General features: G+C 72.1%; 15 protein-coding genes. 9 read left to right on the top strand and 6 right to left on the bottom strand.

The genetic code is table 11. From position 1 onward, the window contains the following. Positions 1-59 precede the first annotated feature (59 nt). Positions 60-2,900 carry a PAS domain-containing protein gene (locus ACLBXO_RS09460; RefSeq protein ID WP_447685216.1) on the top strand — a complete coding sequence of 947 codons (2,841 nt, stop codon included), beginning with the start codon at positions 60-62 and terminating at the stop codon, positions 2,898-2,900. A 100-nt stretch (positions 2,901-3,000) separates the two neighbouring features. Next, the gene (locus tag ACLBXO_RS09455; RefSeq protein ID WP_331316201.1) at positions 3,001-3,306 is read left to right on the top strand and encodes a hypothetical protein; all 306 of its coding nucleotides are present in this window, start codon (positions 3,001-3,003) and stop codon (positions 3,304-3,306) included. A gap of 143 nt (positions 3,307-3,449) precedes the next feature. Here the strand turns inward: ACLBXO_RS09455 and ACLBXO_RS09450 are convergent, their stop codons facing one another. Continuing rightward, a complete protein-coding gene (locus ACLBXO_RS09450; protein ID WP_447685215.1) occupies positions 3,450-4,505 on the bottom strand; it encodes a DUF2891 domain-containing protein in 1,056 nt (351 codons plus the stop codon). 158 nt (positions 4,506-4,663) lie between these two features. Here ACLBXO_RS09450 and ACLBXO_RS09445 point away from each other — a divergent pair, with 158 nt between their 5' ends. Beyond that, on the top strand, positions 4,664-5,467 hold the full coding sequence (locus ACLBXO_RS09445; protein ID WP_447685214.1) for a CDP-diacylglycerol diphosphatase: 804 nt from the start codon (positions 4,664-4,666) through the stop codon (positions 5,465-5,467). Positions 5,468-5,494: 27 nt separating this feature from the next. On the opposite strand, the gene ACLBXO_RS09440 is transcribed toward ACLBXO_RS09445, so the two are convergent. Continuing rightward, a complete protein-coding gene (locus ACLBXO_RS09440; RefSeq protein WP_447685213.1) occupies positions 5,495-6,397 on the bottom strand; it encodes a LysR family transcriptional regulator in 903 nt (300 codons plus the stop codon). A 170-nt stretch (positions 6,398-6,567) separates the two neighbouring features. Here ACLBXO_RS09440 and ACLBXO_RS09435 point away from each other — a divergent pair, with 170 nt between their 5' ends. From ACLBXO_RS09435 to ACLBXO_RS09410, 6 genes are all read left to right on the top strand, one after another. Beyond that, entirely contained in the window at positions 6,568-8,100 is a 1,533-nt protein-coding gene (locus tag ACLBXO_RS09435; protein ID WP_447685212.1) for an ABC transporter substrate-binding protein, read from the top strand. Between the two features lie 10 nt (positions 8,101-8,110). Beyond that, on the top strand, positions 8,111-9,028 hold the full coding sequence (locus tag ACLBXO_RS09430) for an ABC transporter permease (RefSeq protein WP_447685211.1): 918 nt from the start codon (positions 8,111-8,113) through the stop codon (positions 9,026-9,028). 10 nt (positions 9,029-9,038) lie between these two features. Beyond that, complete coding sequence (locus ACLBXO_RS09425; RefSeq protein WP_447685210.1) at positions 9,039-9,974, top strand: ABC transporter permease; 936 nt, start codon at positions 9,039-9,041, stop codon at positions 9,972-9,974. A 60-nt stretch (positions 9,975-10,034) separates the two neighbouring features. Beyond that, a complete protein-coding gene (locus ACLBXO_RS09420) occupies positions 10,035-11,456 on the top strand; it encodes a M20 family metallopeptidase (RefSeq protein ID WP_447685209.1) in 1,422 nt (473 codons plus the stop codon). 4 nt (positions 11,457-11,460) lie between these two features. Then, the gene (locus tag ACLBXO_RS09415; protein WP_447685208.1) at positions 11,461-13,065 is read left to right on the top strand and encodes an ABC transporter ATP-binding protein; all 1,605 of its coding nucleotides are present in this window, start codon (positions 11,461-11,463) and stop codon (positions 13,063-13,065) included. A 188-nt stretch (positions 13,066-13,253) separates the two neighbouring features. Beyond that, on the top strand, positions 13,254-13,598 hold the full coding sequence (locus tag ACLBXO_RS09410) for a hypothetical protein (RefSeq protein WP_331316190.1): 345 nt from the start codon (positions 13,254-13,256) through the stop codon (positions 13,596-13,598). Here the strand turns inward: ACLBXO_RS09410 and ACLBXO_RS09405 are convergent. The 4 genes from ACLBXO_RS09405 to ACLBXO_RS09390 form a co-directional block, all read right to left on the bottom strand. Continuing rightward, positions 13,571-14,023, bottom strand: coding sequence for a MucR family transcriptional regulator (locus tag ACLBXO_RS09405; protein WP_012321295.1), 453 nt, complete (start codon positions 14,021-14,023; stop codon positions 13,571-13,573). The two genes, ACLBXO_RS09410 and ACLBXO_RS09405, sit on opposite strands and share 28 nt — an antisense overlap. Before the next feature lie 225 nt (positions 14,024-14,248). After that, positions 14,249-15,337 carry a YeiH family protein gene (locus tag ACLBXO_RS09400; protein ID WP_331316188.1) on the bottom strand — a complete coding sequence of 363 codons (1,089 nt, stop codon included), beginning with the start codon at positions 15,335-15,337 and terminating at the stop codon, positions 14,249-14,251. Positions 15,338-15,516: 179 nt separating this feature from the next. Next, positions 15,517-16,449 (bottom strand): ABC transporter permease, encoded by a 933-nt coding sequence (locus ACLBXO_RS09395; protein ID WP_331316186.1) that lies wholly within the window; start codon positions 16,447-16,449, stop codon positions 15,517-15,519. Next, the gene (locus ACLBXO_RS09390) at positions 16,442-17,212 is read right to left on the bottom strand and encodes an ABC transporter ATP-binding protein (RefSeq protein WP_020093977.1); all 771 of its coding nucleotides are present in this window, start codon (positions 17,210-17,212) and stop codon (positions 16,442-16,444) included. Before ACLBXO_RS09390 ends, ACLBXO_RS09395 begins: the two co-directional genes overlap by 8 nt. Position 17,213 lies beyond the last annotated feature (1 nt).

Raw genomic sequence — 17,213 nt, 5'->3', positions numbered from 1 at the left:
CGGACCTGTGATGCAGAGTTTCACTAGGGAGAAGCGGGAGCGTGGGCTATGACGGCCCTGTGTCGCCGAATGAGACAATACCCCGCCCGTCGGGTTTCGAGCCCCAGCACCCCCAGCGGCTCGCCGCCTTGCGCGCCTGCGCGATCCTCGACACGCCGCCGGAGCGCGCGTTCGACGAGATCGCCGAGATGGCCGCCCAGGCCTGCGGCACGCCGATGGCCCACATCAATTTCGTCGACGCCGACCGGCAGTGGATCAAGGCCGCCTTCGGCCACGCCGCGCGGACGATGCCGCTCGCGTTCGGCTTCTGCACCGAGGCCATGCGCGCGGACGGCGTCCTCGTGCTGCCCGACCTGGCCGCGGAGCCGGAGAGCGCCGCCAACCCCCTCGTGACCGGCGAGCCGCACCTGCGCTTCTACGCCGGCGTGCCCCTGGTGACGCCGGACGGTTGGGCGATCGGGACGCTCTGCGTCCTCGACCGCGTCCCGCGCACGCTCACCGACCAGCAGCGCTTCATCCTGACGGCGCTCGCCCGGACGGTGATGACGCAGCTCGAATCCCGGAACGCCGAGGCGGCCCTGCGGCGGAGCGAGGAGCGCTACCGCTCGCTGTTCACCTTCATCGATGCCGGCTTCTGCCTGATCGAGATGGAGTTCGCCGACGGCGACCGGCCCGTCGACTACCGCTTCCTGGAGGTCAACCCCGCCTTCGAGCGGCAGACCGGGCTGCGGGACCCGGTGGGCCGCCGGATGCGGGACCTCGCCCCCGACCACGAGCAGCACTGGTTCGACCTCTACGGCCGGGTCGCCCTGACCGGCGAGCCGGTCCGGTTCGAGCAGGCCGCCGCGGCGCTGGGCCGCTGGTATGACGTGCACGCCTACCGGGTCGACGGGCCGGCGCGGAACCGCGTCGCGATCCTGTTCAACGACATCACCGAGCGCCGCCGGAGCGAGAACGCGCTGCGGGCCCGCGAGGCGGAGCTCCGGCTGGTCGCGGACGCGATGCCGGTCCTGATCGCCTTCATCGACCGCGACCTGACCTACCGGTTCGCGAACGCCGCCTACGAGGCCTGGACCGGCCAGGCGCCCGACGCCGTCGTCGGCCGGACCGTCGGCGACCTCCTCGGCCCCGGCGCGTTCGAGGCCCGACGCGCCGGCATCGAGCGGGCGCTCGACGGTCAGGAGGTCCGGGAGGAATGGGCCTGGACCTTCCCGGACGGGCAGGCCCGGATCGCCGACACCCGCTACCTCCCGCGCCGCGGTGCGGACGGACGCGTCGACGGGTTCTACGTCTTCGCCCACGACGTCTCCGAGCGGAAGCGGAACGAGGTCCTGCTCCAGTCCCGGGCGGAGCACCTGGAGGCGCAGGTCGCCGCCCAGACCCGCGACCGCGACCGGGTCTGGACGCTGTCGCCGGTGCTGAAGCTCGTCTCGGACCGGGCCGGGCAGGTCCAGTCGGTGAACCCCTCGTGGAGCCGGGCGCTCGGCTGGTCGGAGGCGGAGACGGTCGGGCGGCCGGCGCTGGACTTCCTCGCCCCCACCGAGCGCGCGGCGGCGGAGGCGGCGCTGCGCCCGCTCTGCGCGGACAGCCGGGTCGAGGATGTCGAACTGTCCTGCCTGACCCGCGCCGGCGACCGGCGGCGGGTGCTCTGGACCGTCGTGCCGGAGGACGGGCTGTTCTACGGCTTCGGGCGCGACATCACCGAGCAGCGCCAGGCCGAGGAGGCGCTGCGCCAGTCGCAGAAGCTCGAGGCCATCGGCCAGCTCACCGGCGGGGTGGCGCACGACTTCAACAACCTGCTGACCATCATCCGGTCCTCCGTGGAGTTCCTGCGCCGGCCCGACCTCGCCGAGGAGCGGCGCCGCCGCTACCTCGACGCCGTCTCCGACACCGTCGACCGCGCGGCCAAGCTCACCGGCCAGCTCCTCGCCTTCGCCCGGCGCCAGGCGCTGAAGCCCCAGGTGTTCGACATCGGCGCGCGCCTGCGCAGCATCGCCGACATGCTCGATTCGGTCACCGGCGCGCGCATCCGCGTGGTCATCGACCTGCCGCAGGCGCCCCGCTACGTGCGCGCCGACGAGAGCCAGTTCGAGACCGCGCTGATCAACATGGCGGTCAACGCCCGCGACGCCATGGACGGGGAAGGCAGCCTGACCCTGCGGCTGGAGGGCGACCGTCCGATGCCGTCGATCCGGGGGCATGCCGGCGCGCAGGGGCCGTTCGTGGCCGTGCGGGTCTCCGACACCGGCGCCGGCATCCCGGACGCGGATCTGGGGCGGATCTTCGAGCCGTTCTTCACAACCAAGGAGGTCGGGAAGGGCACCGGCCTCGGCCTGTCCCAGGTCATCGGCTTCGCCAAGCAGTCGGGCGGCGACATCGACGTGGCGAGCGCGCTCGGCCACGGCACCACCTTCACGCTCTACCTGCCGCAGGTCGAGGCGCCCGCCGCGACGTCCGAGGCCGGCCGCGAGGCCCGCCGGGCGGCGGAGCCGCGACGGGGCCTGTGCATCCTCGTCGTGGAGGACAATCTCGGGGTGGGGCGCTTCTGCACCCAGATCCTGGAGGATCTCGGCCACGCGCCGGTCTGGGCGAAATCCGCCGAGGAGGCGCTGGACGAGCTGCGCCGGGCGCCGGACCGGTTCGACGCGGTCTTCTCCGACGTGGTCATGCCGGGGATGGGCGGCTTCGCCCTAGCCCGGCAGCTCCGGACCCACCGTCCCGACCTGCCGGTGGTGCTGACCTCGGGCTACAGCCACGTCCTCGCCAAGGACGACGCGCACGGCTTCGCCCTCGTGCGCAAGCCCTACTCGGCCGAGCAGCTCGCCCAGGTCCTCTACGAGACGGCGCAACGGGGCGGGCGGCGGGCCTCTCCGGCTCGGCCCGACGCCGACGCCGATTAACAGTCTTCGCCATAATTCATCCGCGGACTGGACCGAAATATTCCCGCAGATCGGATCCGGATGTAGTCTATCCCCTTCGACCACCGGGGCATCGACCGCCATGCCGCTGACCGGACGTTTCTGGTTCCGCCGGACCTGGACCGGCAAGCTGATCCTGCTCGTCGAGGAGGAGCGCGGGCGCTGGTTCCGGCGCCGCCTCGGCCGAACCCTGCGCTGGCGCGACGCGCGGCTCCTCGACCTCGCCGAGGGGCCGCTGCGGGGCCTCATGACGCTGGAGCGGACCTACCGCGCCGAGTTCGGCCCCGGCGAGCCGCGCCGCCCCGCCGGCCTCACGGCGGTCCCGGGCGGGCTGGCCCTGCCGCGCGGCGGACCGGAGCCAGGAACAAGGACGCCCCTCTCGGGTTGACCGGAAGCAAGACCGCGACGGCGTCGCCGTCTTGCGGCCCCTCGTGGGCGTTTCCTCCCTAGACTTCCGGACCGTTCCTCTTGAGGGCGGTCCTTTTTTGTTGCCGTCCCCCGCGCCTCGACCGGGCCCGGGACGGACGCTTCTCACGAATCTCTCAAGAACGTCTTCCCGCTCCCGCGGGCGTCGCCCGCGGCGCCGGCCTCGAGGGCCAGCAGCGCGAAGGTCGCGAGCCAGTGCTCGCCCATGTAGTCGCCCGTGACGTGCGGGAGGCCCGCCGCGAGGTGCGCCTCCGCGGCCGCGCGGAGCGGCGGCCGGCGGGGGTCGTCCGGGCCGAGGGAGGCGGCGAGCGCGCGGAAGCACCACGCGCGGCTGAGGTTCAGCCCGTCGAGATGGGCGATCTTCCCGTCCGAGCGGTCGGTCACGCCGACGGGGCGGAACAGGGTCGCGGGCCGGGACGCCGCGAGACCGGGCAGGAACCGGTCGAACCAGGGCGCGAAGCGCGCGGGCGGCAGCAGCCGGCGCATGCACTCCGCCTCGATCAGCGCCGAGGAGAGGAAGTCGTCGCCGCCGGGCTCGCCCCAGGCCGGGCAATCCGCGTCGTCCCCGTACCAGCGGAGGGCGGTGTCGCGCAGCAGGGCGGTCAGCCCGGCATCCCCCGCGCCCTCCGCGTAATCGGCCGCCAGGCGCAGCGCGAAGGCGGTGTTGAAGTGGGTCCCGACCCGCACCGGGTAGGCCGCCACCGGCAGGAACTCCGCGAAGCGCCGGACGATCAGCGCGGCCAGCGGCGCCAGGGCCTCGGACCAGCGGCGCTCGGGGAGCGCGGCGAGCTCGTCGGCGAGCTTCAGGAGCCAGCCCCAGCCGTAGGGCCGCTCGAAGCCCCGGGCGGTCGGGGCGGCGAAGTAGGCGCATTCCCCCGCCACCGTCCCGGGGGTCAGCTGCGCGTCCAGCCGGGCGCGGATCGCCGGGGCCTGCGGGCCGTCCGGGAACAGCCGCAGCACCCGCGCCAGCAGCCACGTGCCGTGGACGCAGGAATGCCAGTCGTAGCTGCCGTGGAAGGCCGGGTGCAGGGCCGCGGGGGTGCGGGCATCCTCCGGCCCGGCCAGAACGTGCCCCGGCTTGTTCGGATACTCGCGGCCGACATGGCCGAGGGCGACGGCGGCGAAGCGCGCGGCGGTGTCGGGGGTGAGAGCGGGCGTCATCGCGGCATTCCGGCGGGCGTTCTGCGGGGATTCGGCAAGCGCCGGCATAGCGGCTTTCCCGGTGCGGCGTCAGGGCCCGCGGATCCTTTGCCGGCGCGGCCCCGGATCGGCTATCGCGGAGGGCCGGGCCGGACGGGCCGGCCTCACCGGGAGCTCCCATGCGCCGCGCGCCGCCCGCCGCCCACCTCGTCGCGGCCCTGTGGGCCGTCGCGGCCTTGTCGGCCGCCGCGGCCCTGTCGGCCGCCGCGGCACCGGCCGCCGCCGCGCCGGACCCGAGCCGCGACGTGCTGTGGGCCGCCCTCAAGACCTGCGTGCTCGCCAAACGGCTCGCCAACCGGACCTTCCCGTGCCTCTCGGTCGATCTCGGGGACGGTGACCGTCCGGGCTCGGCGGTCCTGCGCGCGCCCGGCGAGCCGACCCACAGCGTCGTCATGCCGACCGACACCGTGCCGGGCCTGGAGGCGCCGGTGCTGCGCGGGCCGCGCGGGACCGCCTACTGGCGGGCGGCCCTGGCGGCGCGGCCGCTCGTGTCGGACGTGCTGAAGGGGAAGCTCACCCCCGCGGAGGTCGGGCTCGCGGTCAACTCGGCCCGCGGCCGCAGCCAGGACCAGCTCCACATCCACCTCGACTGCCTGAGGCCGAGCGTGCTCAAGGCGATCCGGGCGCACGGCCGGCAGGTGCGCCACAGCTGGAGCCGCTTCCCGGTGCCGCTGGCCGGCGACCGCTACTACGCCCTGCGCGTGCCGGAGGCGGAGGCCGCGCAGTTCAACCCGTTCGCGGCCCTGCACAGCCTGCCGGGCGCCCGGCCGGACCTGCACCGGACGAGCTTCGCGGCGCTCGCCACGCCCCCGGGCGATCCCGAGCCGGGCTACATCCTGCTGGCCTACCGGGCGCCGAGCGCCAGCGCCGAGGACGTGATGGATCACAGCTGCACCGTCGCCACCGCCCGGGGCGGCGCCTGAGCGCCCGCGGGCCGGGCGTCTCGAGAATCACGGCGATCGCGGCGGCGGCAGCGCGTCGAGCAGCTGGCGCAGGAACGCCCGCACCGCCTTCGGCAGCCGCCGGTCGCGCATCGCCTGGATCTTCACGCTCCGGGCGAGGCTCGCCCGGGACTGGATCGGCAGGCTGACAAGCTCGTTGAGACGCAGGGGCGTCTGCACCGACAGCGCCGACATCAGGGCGATGCCGCGGGAGCGCCGCACGAAGGGCAGCAGCGCCGAGAGCGTGTTGGAGGTCAGCACCGGCTCGACCGCGATGCCCTCGTGCGCGCAGGCGGCGTCGAAGACCTGCCGCAGGGTCGTGTCCCGGGTCGGCAGGGCGACGGGATAGTCCAGCAGGTCGACGAGGCGCAGGGCCGGCGCCCGCGCGAGGGGGTGGTCGGGCGCGGCCAGCGCCAGCATGTCGACCTGCCCGTCGTAGAGCACCTCGACCTGCGCGGTGGGTGTCAGCGCGAAGGTGATCCCGAGATCGGCATCCCCCACCGCCACCGTCTGGGTGACCTGGGCCGGGGGCTGGACCGTGACCTCGAAGCGGATGCCGGGATGGGCCGCGTGGAAGGCCGCGATCGCGTTCGGCACGATGTCGAGGGAGAAGCCCTCCGAGCAGGCGACCCGGATCAGCCCGCGGGCGAGCCCTTCCAGCTCCCGGATCTCGGTGACCACCTGCTCGGAGCGGATCAGCACCTGATGGGCGTGCTGCGCCAGCAGCTCACCGGCCGGGCTCGGCACCATGCCGCGCGGGCGGCGCTCGAACAGCACGCAGTCGAGCTCGGCCTCCAGGTTGGCGATCTGCCGGCTGATCGCCGAGGCCGCGACGTTGAGCTGGGCCGAGGCCGCCGCGATCGACCCGGTGCGGGCCACGGCCAGGAAGTAGCGCAGGGCCGTACTCTGCATTATTGTGCCCGATACGCTGTATGGTGCCGTGCACATTGCCGATATGGCAACGCAGCACTCGCTAAATTCTACTTGTTGCGATCCCAGATGCACAACACCATGGCAGGGTGAAAAACGCGGCAGCCGCGGAACCGTCCGCCGGGCCTGTCCGCCGCGCCGTCGGAGCCTGCATGCCGCTACGGACTCTCACCCGGGCCGCCACCCTGGCCGCCTCGCTCGCCACGCTGATGGCCGCGCACCCGGCGCTGGCCGGCAAGGCCGACGACACGCTGGTCTACGCGTCGGACAGCGAGCCCGAGAACGTCAGCCCGTATCACAACAGCGCCCGCGAGGGCGTGATCCTGGCCCGGAACTGCTGGGACACGCTGCTGTACCGGGATCCCAAGGACGGCACCTACAAGCCGTTCCTGGCGACCGCCTGGACCTGGAAGGACGACACGACGCTGGATCTCACGATCCGCGAGGGCGTGGTCTTCCACAACGGCGATCCGCTCGGGCCGGAGGACGTGGCCTTCACGTTCAACTACGTGCTGACGCCCGAGGCGCGCACGGTCACCCGCCAGAACGTCGACTGGATGAAGTCGGTGGAGGTGACCGGCCCGCACACGGTCCGCATCCACCTCAAGGCGCCGTTCCCGGCCGCACTCGAATACCTCGCCGGCCCGACCCCGATCTTCCCGGCCAACTACTTCAAGAAGGTCGGGCTCGACGGCTTCGCCAAGGCGCCGGTCGGCAGCGGCCCGTACCGGATCACCAAGGTCGACAGCGGCCGCGGCGTCTCCATGGAGCGATTCGACAAGTACTGGGCCGGAAGCCCGTTGGGTAAGCCGAAGATCGGCAAGCTGCAGTTCCGCGTGATCCCGGACGGCGAGAGCCGGATGGCCGAGCTGATGACCGGCGGCGTCGACTGGATCTGGCGGGTGCCGAGCGATCAGGCCGAGCAGCTGCGCGCCGCGCCCAACATCACGGTCCTCAATTCCGAGACGATGCGGGTCGGCTTCCTGCAGTTCGACACGCTGGGCCGCGCCAAGGAGAACTCGCCCCTCAAGGACGTGCGCGTCCGGCAGGCGATCTCCTACGCCATCGACCGCAAGGCGATGGTCGACAACCTCGTGCGCGGCGCCTCGCGGGTGATGAACGCGCTGTGCTTCGTCGACCAGTTCGGCTGCACCGACCAGGGGGTGATGCGCTACCCCTACGACCCCGCCAAGGCCAAGGCGCTGCTCAAGGAAGCCGGCTACCCGAACGGGTTCGAGATCGACCTCGGCGCCTACCGCGAGCGCGACTACGCCGAGGCGGTGATCGGCTATCTCGGCGCCGTCGGCATCAAGGCGCGGCTCAACTACTTGCGCTACGCGGCGTTCCGCGATTCGCTCCGGGCCGGCAAGACCTCGATCGGCTACCAGACCTGGGGCTCGTTCTCGGTGCTCGACGTCTCGGCCTTCGACGGGGTGTATTTCCGCGGCGGCGAGGAGGACCTGACGAAGGATCCGCAGGTGATCGCCGACCTGCAGGAGGGCGACGGCTCCACCGACCCGGAGAAGCGCAAGGCCGCCTACGCCAAGGCGCTCCAGCGGATCGCCGCGCAGGCCTACGCCCTGCCGATGTTCTCCTACTCGACCAACTACGCCTTCACGTCGGACCTCAACTTCACCGCCCAGCCCGACGAGGTGGCGCGCTTCTACGCGGCGTCGTGGAAGTAGGAGGCCTTCCATGCTGGCCTTCACGTTCCGGCGCGTGCTGGTCGCCCTGGCGGTGGCCCTCACGGTCTCGGTGGCGAGCTTCCTGCTCCTCCACCTCTCGGGCGACCTCGCCACCGCCATCGCCGGCCCCGAGGCCACGGGCCCCCAGATCGCGCAGATCCGCCGGGATTACGGCCTCGACCAGCCGCTGCTGACCCAGTTCCTCACCTGGGGCTGGCGGGCCCTGCACCTCGATTTCGGCAACTCGTTCTATTTCCGCGAGAGCGTGATCGACCTGCTCGCCGCCCGCCTGCCGATCACCCTCTACCTGGGCATCATCGCCCTCGGCGTGGCCCTGTTCGTGGCGATCCCGCTGGGCGTCGTCGCCGCGGTGAAGCGGGACACGTGGATCGACCGGACGGCGCTGGCCGTCTCGGTGCTCGGCCAGGCGATGCCGAGCTTCTGGTTCGGCCTCACGCTGATCCTGATCTTCTCCGTCAACCTCCGCTGGCTGCCGGTCTCCGGCAACGCCACGTGGAAGAACTTCGTCCTGCCCGCGGTGGCGCTCGGCTACTACGCGATGCCCGCCGTAATGCGGCTCACCCGCAACGGCATGCTGGAGGTGCTGGCCTCCGACTACGTCCGCACCGCCCGCGCCAAGGGGCTGCCGCCCAGAAAAATCCTGGTGCGGCACGCGCTCCGCAACGCCGTGATCCCGGTGATCGCCCTCTCGGCGGTGCAGTTCGGCTTCATGCTCGGCGGCTCGATCGTGATCGAGGCGGTGTTCTCGCTCCAGGGCCTCGGCCAGCTCGCCTGGGAATCGATCGCCCGCAACGACTTCCCCGTCGTCCAGGCGATCGTGCTGGTGCTGGCCATGATCTATATCGGCCTGACGCTCGCCGCCGACCTGCTGAACGCCTTCCTCGACCCGCGCCTGCGCCAGTCGTGAGGATCCGCCGATGAGCCTCCCCCCCGACACGGCGGCGCTGGCCGCCCCCGCCCTGCCCCCGGACGCGCCGGTCGCGCTGGCGCCGGTCCCCTCCCCCACCCGCCTGATCCTGCGCCGGGGCCTGCGCCACACCGGCTTCCTGATCGGGGCCGGGATCCTCGGGCTGATCGTGCTGGCGGCGCTCGCCGCCCCACTCATCGCGCCGCACGACCCCTACGCGCAGGACGTGTCCCGCCGCCTGATCCCGCCGATCTGGCAGGCCAAGGGCTCCTGGGACCACGTGCTCGGCACCGACAAGCTCGGCCGCGACTACCTCAGCCGCCTCCTCTACGGCGGCCAGATCTCGCTGCTGATCGGGATCTCGGCGGCGCTGATCTCCGGGCTGATCGGCACGACGCTCGGCCTGTGCGCCGGCTATTTCGGCGGCTGGGTCGACTCGGTGGTGAGCTACGTCGTGACCACGCGGCTCGCCATGCCGGTGGTGCTGGTGGCGCTCGCTATGGCGGCCCTGGTCGGCGGCTCGCTGAAGGTGGTGGTGCTGGTGCTGGGCTTCCTGCTCTGGGACCGCTTCGCCGTGGTGACCCGGGCCGCGACCCAGCAGATCCGCAACCAGGACTTCATCTCGGCCGCCCGCGCCGCGGGGCTGACCGACCTGCGCATCATCCGCCAAGAGATCCTGCCCAACATCATGAACGCGCTGATCGTCGTGGCGACCCTGGAGATGGCCCACGCGATCCTGCTGGAGGCCGCCCTGTCGTTCCTCGGGCTCGGCGTGCAGCCGCCCCTGCCCTCCTGGGGCCTGATGATCGCCGAGGGCAAGCAGTACATGTTCTTCCAGCCCTGGGTGATCACCATCCCGGGCGTGGCGCTCCTCCTCCTCGTGCTGGCGATCAACCTCCTGGGCGACGGCCTGCGCGACATCACGGCGCCCGAGGCGCGCCACTGACGTCTCCGCCGGGCCGGAGCCGGCCGACAGATTAACGAAATGTTTCACGGGAAACACACCATGACGCGAGACGCCGCTATCGCGCGCGCCACGGAGGCCTTCGATTCGGGCGCGTTCCTCGCCCTCCTGCGGGAGGCGGTGGCGATGCCGACCGAGAGCCAGGCCCCCGGCCAGGAGGCGGCGCTCCGCGCCTATCTCGACGCCTTCATCGCGCCGCTGGTCGCCCGCCTCGGCTTCGCGGCCCCAAAAATCTTCCCGAACCCGGACGGGGTGCATGGGCCCTTCCTGATCGCCGAGCGGCACGAGGGTATGGGCCTGCCGACCGTGCTGATCTACGGCCACGGCGACACCGTGCGGGGCTATCCCGAGCAGTGGCGCGCGGGCCTCGGCCCCTGGGAGATCGTGGTCGAAGGCGACCGCTGGTACGGCCGCGGCACCGCCGACAACAAGGGCCAGCACGTCCTCAACCTCGCCGCCCTGGAGCAGGTGATCGCGGCGCGCGAGGGCCATCTCGGCTTCAACGTGAAGCTGCTGATCGAGATGGGCGAGGAATCGGGCTCCCCGGGCCTGCGGCCGTTCTGCCGCGAGCAGGCCGATTCCCTGCGCTCCGACGTGCTGATCGCCTCGGACGGGCCGCGCCTCAACGGCGAGCGCCCGACCCTCTTCCTGGGCTCCCGCGGCGCCTACAATTTCGAGCTGAGCCTCAACCTGCGCGAGGGCCCGCACCATTCGGGCAACTGGGGCGGCCTGCTGCGCAACCCCGGCACGGTGCTGGCCTCGGCGATCGCCTCGATGGTCGACGCCCGCGGCAGCATCCGCGTGGACGCCCTGCGGCCGCCGCCGATCCCCGAGGGCGTGCGCGCGGCGCTCGCCGACATCCGGGTCGGCGAGGACCCGACCGCGCCCACGATCGACACCGACTGGGGCGAGCCGGGCCTCACCCCGGCCGAGCGGGTCTTCGCCTGGAACACGCTGGAGGTTCTGGCCTTCAAGACCGGCGACCCGGACGGGCCGCTCAACGCCGTGCCGCCCCACGCCAAGGCGACCCTGCAGCTGCGCTTCGTGGTCGGCACCGACTGGCAGAACCTCATCCGGAACGTGCGCGCCCATCTCGACGCGCACGGCTTCCCGATGATCGAGGTCCGGCCGGCCCGCGCCGCGGAGGTGTTCCAGGCGACGCGCCTGCCCGTGGAGGATCCCTGGGTGGAGTGGGCGCTCCAGTCGATCGAGGCGAGCAGCGGCAAGAAGCCGGCGCTGCTGCCCAATCTCGGCGGCTCGCTGCCGAACGACGCCTTCTCGGAAATCTTGGGCCTGCCGACCCTCTGGGTGCCGCATTCCTACCCGGCCTGCCGCCAGCACGGGCCCGACGAGCACATGCTCGCCTCCGGCACCCGCGAGGGCCTGGCGATCATGGCCGGCCTGTTCTGGGATCTGGCCGAGGCCGGCCCCGACATCCTCCGCCGCCGCACCGCGAGGGCCTGACACGATGAGCGAGCCGGTCGTCCGCATCCGCGATCTGACGATCGCGCTCCCCAAGGGCGCCGACCGCCCGCACGCGGTCGAGGGCCTGAACCTCGACCTCGAGGCCGGGAAGATCCTGTGCGTCGTCGGGGAATCCGGCTCGGGCAAGTCGATGAGCGCCTACGCGCTCACCGGCCTCCTGCCCCGGGCGCTCAAACCCACCGCCGGCACGATCCTGTTCGAGGGCCGGGATCTCCTGACCCTCGACGAGCCGGCGTGGCGCGCGCTGCGGGGCCGGCGCATCGCCATGGTGTTCCAGGAGCCGATGACGGCCCTGAACCCGGTGATGCGGATCGGCGACCAGATCGCCGAGATGTTCGAGGCCCACAACCTGCTCACCCGGAGCGAGCGCTGGGCCCGCGCCGTGGCGCTGGCCACCGAGGTCGGCCTGCCGAACCCCGAGGAGGCAGTGCGGGCCTACCCGCACCAGCTCTCCGGCGGCCAGCGGCAGCGGGCGATGATCGCCATGGCGCTGGCCTTGGAGCCCTCGGTGCTGGTCGCCGACGAGCCGACCACGGCGCTCGACGTCACCACCCAGGCCCAGATCCTCCGGTTGATCCGCGAGTTGCAGCAGAAGCGCGGGATGAGCGTCCTGTTCATCACCCACGATTTCGGTGTGGTGGCGGAGATCGCCGACCACGTGGCGGTGCTCCAGCGCGGGCGACTCGTCGAATCCGGCACCGCCGAGGCGGTGCTGCGCAACCCGCAGGCGCCCTACACCAGGGCGCTGCTCGCCGCCGTCCCGAGCCTGACGCCGCCGCCGCGCGCAGCCCTGGAGGCGGCTCCGGTCGCCCTCTCGGTGACCGGGCTGTCCAAGACCTATTCCGGGCGCTCCGGCCTGTTCGGCAAGCCGCGGGTCGTGGCCGCGGTCAGGCAAGTCTCCTTCGACGTCCGCCGCGGCGAGACCCTGGGCATCGTCGGGGAATCGGGCTCGGGCAAGTCGACGACCGCGCGGCTCGCGATCCGGCTGATCGAGCCCGATGGCGGAACGGTCCGGCTCGGGGATCTCGACTACACGGCCCTCGGGAAGGCGGCTCTGCGCGACAAGCGCAGCCGGATCCAGATGATCTTCCAGGACCCGTTCGCGTCGCTGAACCCGCGGCGCACCGTGGAGCAGATCATCACGGCGGGGCCGATCGCCCACGGGGTCCCGGCCGCCGAGGCGCGGGAACGGGCGCGCAGCCTCCTCGACCTCGTCGGCCTCGATCCGAAGGCCGCCGCCCGCTACCCCAACGCCTTCTCGGGCGGGCAGCGCCAGCGCATCGGCATCGCCCGGGCGCTCGCCATGGAACCGGACGTGCTGGTGGCCGACGAGGCGGTCTCGGCGCTGGACGTCTCGGTCCAGCGGCAGGTGCTGGATCTGCTGGAGGATCTGAAGCAGCGCCTGTCGCTGGCGATGCTGTTCATCACCCACGACCTGCGGGTGGCTGCCACGATCTGCGACCGGATCGCCGTGATGCACCGCGGCGCCATCGTGGAGATGCGGGGCACCGCGGACCTGTTCGCCGCGCCGGAGCACGCCTACACCCGCACCCTGCTCGCCGCGGTGCCGGGGGCACACGCGTCCTGAGCCGCTCCGGCCCCGGACCGGCCAATCTGGGACGCAGAGACAAGTTTTTTGGACGGGACTGCCCTGTCCGGATCCTGCAAGTTCAGTAGGATAGCGCCGTTGTCGAGGGTGGAGCACCCCGGCGGATCCACGGCTGCACCCGCTATCCGTCCCCGCTCGCACCTCGCACGGGGACAGGGTTATCGAGCGTGTCGATCTCAGACAAGACCGACGACATCCGGCCGAACCGCAAGCGCGGCGAGATGGATCTGCCGCCGGTGCTGCGCCGCGGGCGCGAACACCGGATCGTGCGCTGGATCGGCGCCGCAAACCGCAAGGCTCCGCGTCCCGCGGAAGCCGCTGCGCCCGCCGACGACCGGGTGATCAAGCTGAGCTGGGCCGACACGTTCGGCCGACCGGGCCGCGGCGAGCCCGGCCGGTCCGCCCCCGGCTCCGCGCAGGTGCTGCCGTTCCAGGGGCGCCGCAGCGAGACCGCGCCGCGCGCGACCCCGCGCCGCTCCGCCGATCAGCCGCCGGTGCCCGTCCTGCGCTGATCGACGCGCCCGCCGGGCACACCGAGACCGATCGCCTTCGCCAGCGCGGAGCGCTGCGCGGCGTAGCCCGGCGCGGTCATCGGGTAATCGTCCGGCAGGCCGTAGCGCTCGCGGTACCGCTCCGGCGTCAGGCCGTGGGCGGTGAGATGGCGCTTCAGGGTCTTGTAGGTCCGGCCGTCGATGAAGCTGACGATCCCGTCCTCCTGGACCGACTTGCGGATCTGGGCCGGCGTGGGCCGCTCCACGGCCGGTTCGGCGGCCGCCGCCGGCGGCTGCCCGTCGAGGGCCGCCAGGGCCGCGTGCACGCTCGCCATCAGCTCGGGCAGGGCCGTCGGCGGAACGGAATTGTTCGAGACGTAGGCGGCGACGATCTCGCCCACCAGCGTGACCAACCTGAGGCTGTTCTCGGGATTCTTTTCAGGCACTGCGCGAGTCCACACGAAGCTTTCGACGACGACGCCTGCGGTTCCAAAGCAAAAACCGCGTATGTGTCAAGCCGATCTCGACAGAGGAGCGATCTCGCATAGCGCTTTTCGATGCGAGAGCCGGCACCCCGGCGCGAAAGGCCTCGGTCACCTGCACAAAGGTGCCCATTGAATGCCGGTTACAGAGACCGGAGGGACGCAGGGCGGGAAATACCCCGCGCGGCCTCACCCGATCCCGAGGGCGCGGATCAGCGCGAGGCTGAGGGCGATCAGGACCGCCAGCGAGGCGGTGACCGCGAGGGTGACCCGGCCGCCGACCCGGGCCAGGACCCGGACGTCGACCCCGAGGCCGAGGGCGGCCATGGACAGGACGGTGAGCACGCCGGCGAGCTGGGTCAGAGGCTTCACCGCCGGATCCGGCACGAGGCCCAGGGAGCGCAGGGTGGCCAGCGCCAGGAAGCCGAGGATGAACCAGGGCACCAGCTTGGTGAAGCCCGGACGGGCCGGCGCCGCCGGCGCCCCGGCCGCCCGCGGCAGCCGCGGGGCGATCAGCGAGAACGCCACCACGACGGGGCCGAGCATCAGCACCCGCACCAGCTTGACCAGGGTGCCGACCTGGGTCGACAGCAGGCTCACCGGCACGGTCGCGGCCAGGACCTGCGGCACCGCGTAGACGGTCAGCCCCGCCAGCACCCCGTACTGGTTGTCGGTCATGCCGGCGAGGGGCACGAACAGCGGCAGCCCGAGCACCATCAGCACGCCGAGGACGGCGGTGAACGCGATGGCGGCGGCGATGTCCTTCGCCTCCGCGCCGATCACGGGCGCCACCGCGGCGATGGCCGAGTTGCCGCAGATGGCGTTGCCGCAGGCCACCAAGATCGCCATCCGGGCCGGCAGCCCGAGCGCCCGGCAGATCGCCACGCTGGCGGCGATGCCGAGGACGACGGTCCCGACGATGCCGGCCAGCAGCGCCGGACCGGAGGCGAGGATCGCCCCGAGGCTCAGGGAGGCGCCGAGCAGCACCACGGCGACCTCGAGCAGCTGCTTGGCCGAGAAGGCGATGCCGGTGCGGAACTGCGCCGGAGGCGTCCAGGCGGTCCGCACCGCGATGCCGATCAGGATCGCCAGGACCAGGGCCTCGATGTAGGGGTGGCCGGCGACCCGCTCCTCCACCGCCTGCGCGGCCATCGCCACGCCGGTGATCGCCGCGCACAGGCCGATCCCGGGCAGGACCGAGGCGGCGGTGTCAGATCGCCCTCCCCGGTCGGGGCGCGCCGGCGTCGGGGCCGTCTTGGAGGGGGCTTCAGGGTTCACGGGATCGGGCTCCGGGGGTCGTCGGCGGAGCCTATAGGAAGAAAACGTTCGCCGCACCCGCGCGACGGAGAAGTTCGATCTCCATCCGCGCGCCGTGCGAGAAGGTCGATCTCAGACGGTCCTTCCCCCGGAGGCCGTGCAGGCGGGCGGGCGAGGCCGGTGCCGCGCACCGGCCGCGTTCAGGCCTGCATGCCCCAGCGCTGGACGGTGCGCCGCTCGATCGTCTGAAAGATCAGGTTCTCGACGACGAGGCCGATCAGGATCACGGTGAGCAGCCCGGCGAACACGTTCGGGATGTCGAGCATGTTCTTGTTCTCGAAGATGAACCAGCCGAGGCCGCCCGCCCCGGACGACACCCCGAAGACCAGCTCGGCGGCGATCAGGGTGCGCCACGCGAAGGCCCAGCCGACCTTCAGGCCGGTGAGGATCGAGGGAAAGGCCGCCGGGATCAGGATCTTGCCGATCAGCCGCGGGCCCGACAGCCCGTAATTGCGCCCGACCATCTTGAGCGTCCGGCTCACCGACAGGAAGCCCGAATGGGTGTTGAGGGCGATCGCCCAGGTCACCGAGTGGACCAGCACGAAGATCAGGCTGCCGTTGCCCAGGCCGAACCAGATCAGCGCCAGGGGCAGCAGCGCGATCGCCGGCAGCGGGTTGAACATGGACGTCAGCGTCTCGAGCAGGTCGGTCCCGATCCGCGACGCGATGGCGACGCCGGTCAGCACGGTCGCCAGGGCGACGCCGGCGGCGTAGCCCATGAGCAGCACCTTCAGCGAGCTCCAGGCCCGGGCCGGCAGCGTGCCGTCCGCGATGCCACGGAAGAAGGCCTCCACGGTCGCCGAGAAGGTCGGGAACAGGAGGTCGTTGTCGAGGTAGCGCCCGTAGGCCTCCCAGATCCCGGCGAGGATCACGAGGATCACGATCTTGCGCAGCCAGGCCTGGTTGTAGAGCCGCTCGGTGATCGACAGCGGCTTCTCGACCACCGCGGCGCCGTGGGCGTGGCCGGTCTCGCGCACGATCTCGGGCCGGCCGGACGGCGCCAGGGGCGACAGGCGCGGCGCCGCGCCCGTCCCGGCCAGCGGGGCGCCGCTCAGGGCTTGCGCGCTAGACATTCTCCGCCTCCTGGATCTCTTCCGAGAACAGCATGTGCTGGATCCGGCCCTCGAGCTGCAGCGCAGCCTCCGGCGAGGCGGCGCTGTTGAGCTCGGCCTTCACCTCGCCGGGATGGGGCGAGAGCAGCAGGATGCGCGAGCCGACCTTGATCGCCTCGGGGATCGAGTGGGTGACGAACAGGACGGTGAAGCGCGTGCCCTCCCACAGGGCCAGCAGCTCGTCCTGCATGCGCCGCCGGGTGAGCGCGTCGAGCGCCGCGAAGGGCTCGTCCATCAGCAGGATGTCGGGCTCCATCGCCATGCCGCGGGCGATGGCGACGCGCTGCTTCATCCCGCCCGACAGGGTGTGGGGGTAGCTGTCGGCGAACTTCGTGAGGTTGACCTTGTCGATGTAGAGGTTGGCCCGGTCCAGGGCCTCGCGACCTCTCAGCCGGCCCGAGGCCTCGAGGGCGAAGACCACGTTCTGCCGGACCGTCTTCCACGGCAGGAGCTGGTCGAATTCCTGGAACACCATCATCCGGTCGGGGCCGGGCTCGGTGACCGGGCGCCCCTTCAGGCGGATCTCGCCCTCGGTCGGCGCCATGTAGCCGCCCACCGCCTTGAGCAGGGTCGACTTCCCGCATCCGGACGGCCCGAGCAGGACGAACCGGTCCCCGGGCCAGACCCGGAAGCTCACCCGGTAGGTGGCCGTGACGAGGTGCTCGGGCGTCTTGTAGCGGAGCGTGACGCCGTCGACCTCCAGCAGAGGCTGACCCGTGTCCATC

This window comes from Methylobacterium sp. C33D (assembly GCF_053345825.1).
Note: the sequence above shows the minus strand (reverse complement) of the source record. Positions and strands in the feature narration are given on the sequence as shown.

Excerpts from the sequence above, each read along its gene's own strand:
- ACLBXO_RS09455 (WP_331316201.1), top strand. The coding sequence starts at position 3,001 with ATGCCGCTGACCGGACGTTTCTGGTTCCGCCGGACCTGGACCGGCAAG.
- ACLBXO_RS09450 (WP_447685215.1), bottom strand. The coding sequence starts at position 4,505 with ATGACGCCCGCTCTCACCCCCGACACCGCCGCGCGCTTCGCCGCCGTC.
- ACLBXO_RS09445 (WP_447685214.1), top strand. The coding sequence starts at position 4,664 with ATGCGCCGCGCGCCGCCCGCCGCCCACCTCGTCGCGGCCCTGTGGGCC.
- ACLBXO_RS09440 (WP_447685213.1), bottom strand. The coding sequence starts at position 6,397 with ATGCAGAGTACGGCCCTGCGCTACTTCCTGGCCGTGGCCCGCACCGGG.
- ACLBXO_RS09435 (WP_447685212.1), top strand. The coding sequence starts at position 6,568 with ATGCCGCTACGGACTCTCACCCGGGCCGCCACCCTGGCCGCCTCGCTC.
- ACLBXO_RS09430 (WP_447685211.1), top strand. The coding sequence starts at position 8,111 with ATGCTGGCCTTCACGTTCCGGCGCGTGCTGGTCGCCCTGGCGGTGGCC.
- ACLBXO_RS09425 (WP_447685210.1), top strand. The coding sequence starts at position 9,039 with ATGAGCCTCCCCCCCGACACGGCGGCGCTGGCCGCCCCCGCCCTGCCC.
- ACLBXO_RS09420 (WP_447685209.1), top strand. The coding sequence starts at position 10,035 with ATGACGCGAGACGCCGCTATCGCGCGCGCCACGGAGGCCTTCGATTCG.
- ACLBXO_RS09415 (WP_447685208.1), top strand. The coding sequence starts at position 11,461 with ATGAGCGAGCCGGTCGTCCGCATCCGCGATCTGACGATCGCGCTCCCC.
- ACLBXO_RS09395 (WP_331316186.1), bottom strand. The coding sequence starts at position 16,449 with ATGTCTAGCGCGCAAGCCCTGAGCGGCGCCCCGCTGGCCGGGACGGGC.
- ACLBXO_RS09390 (WP_020093977.1), bottom strand. The coding sequence starts at position 17,212 with ATGGACACGGGTCAGCCTCTGCTGGAGGTCGACGGCGTCACGCTCCGC.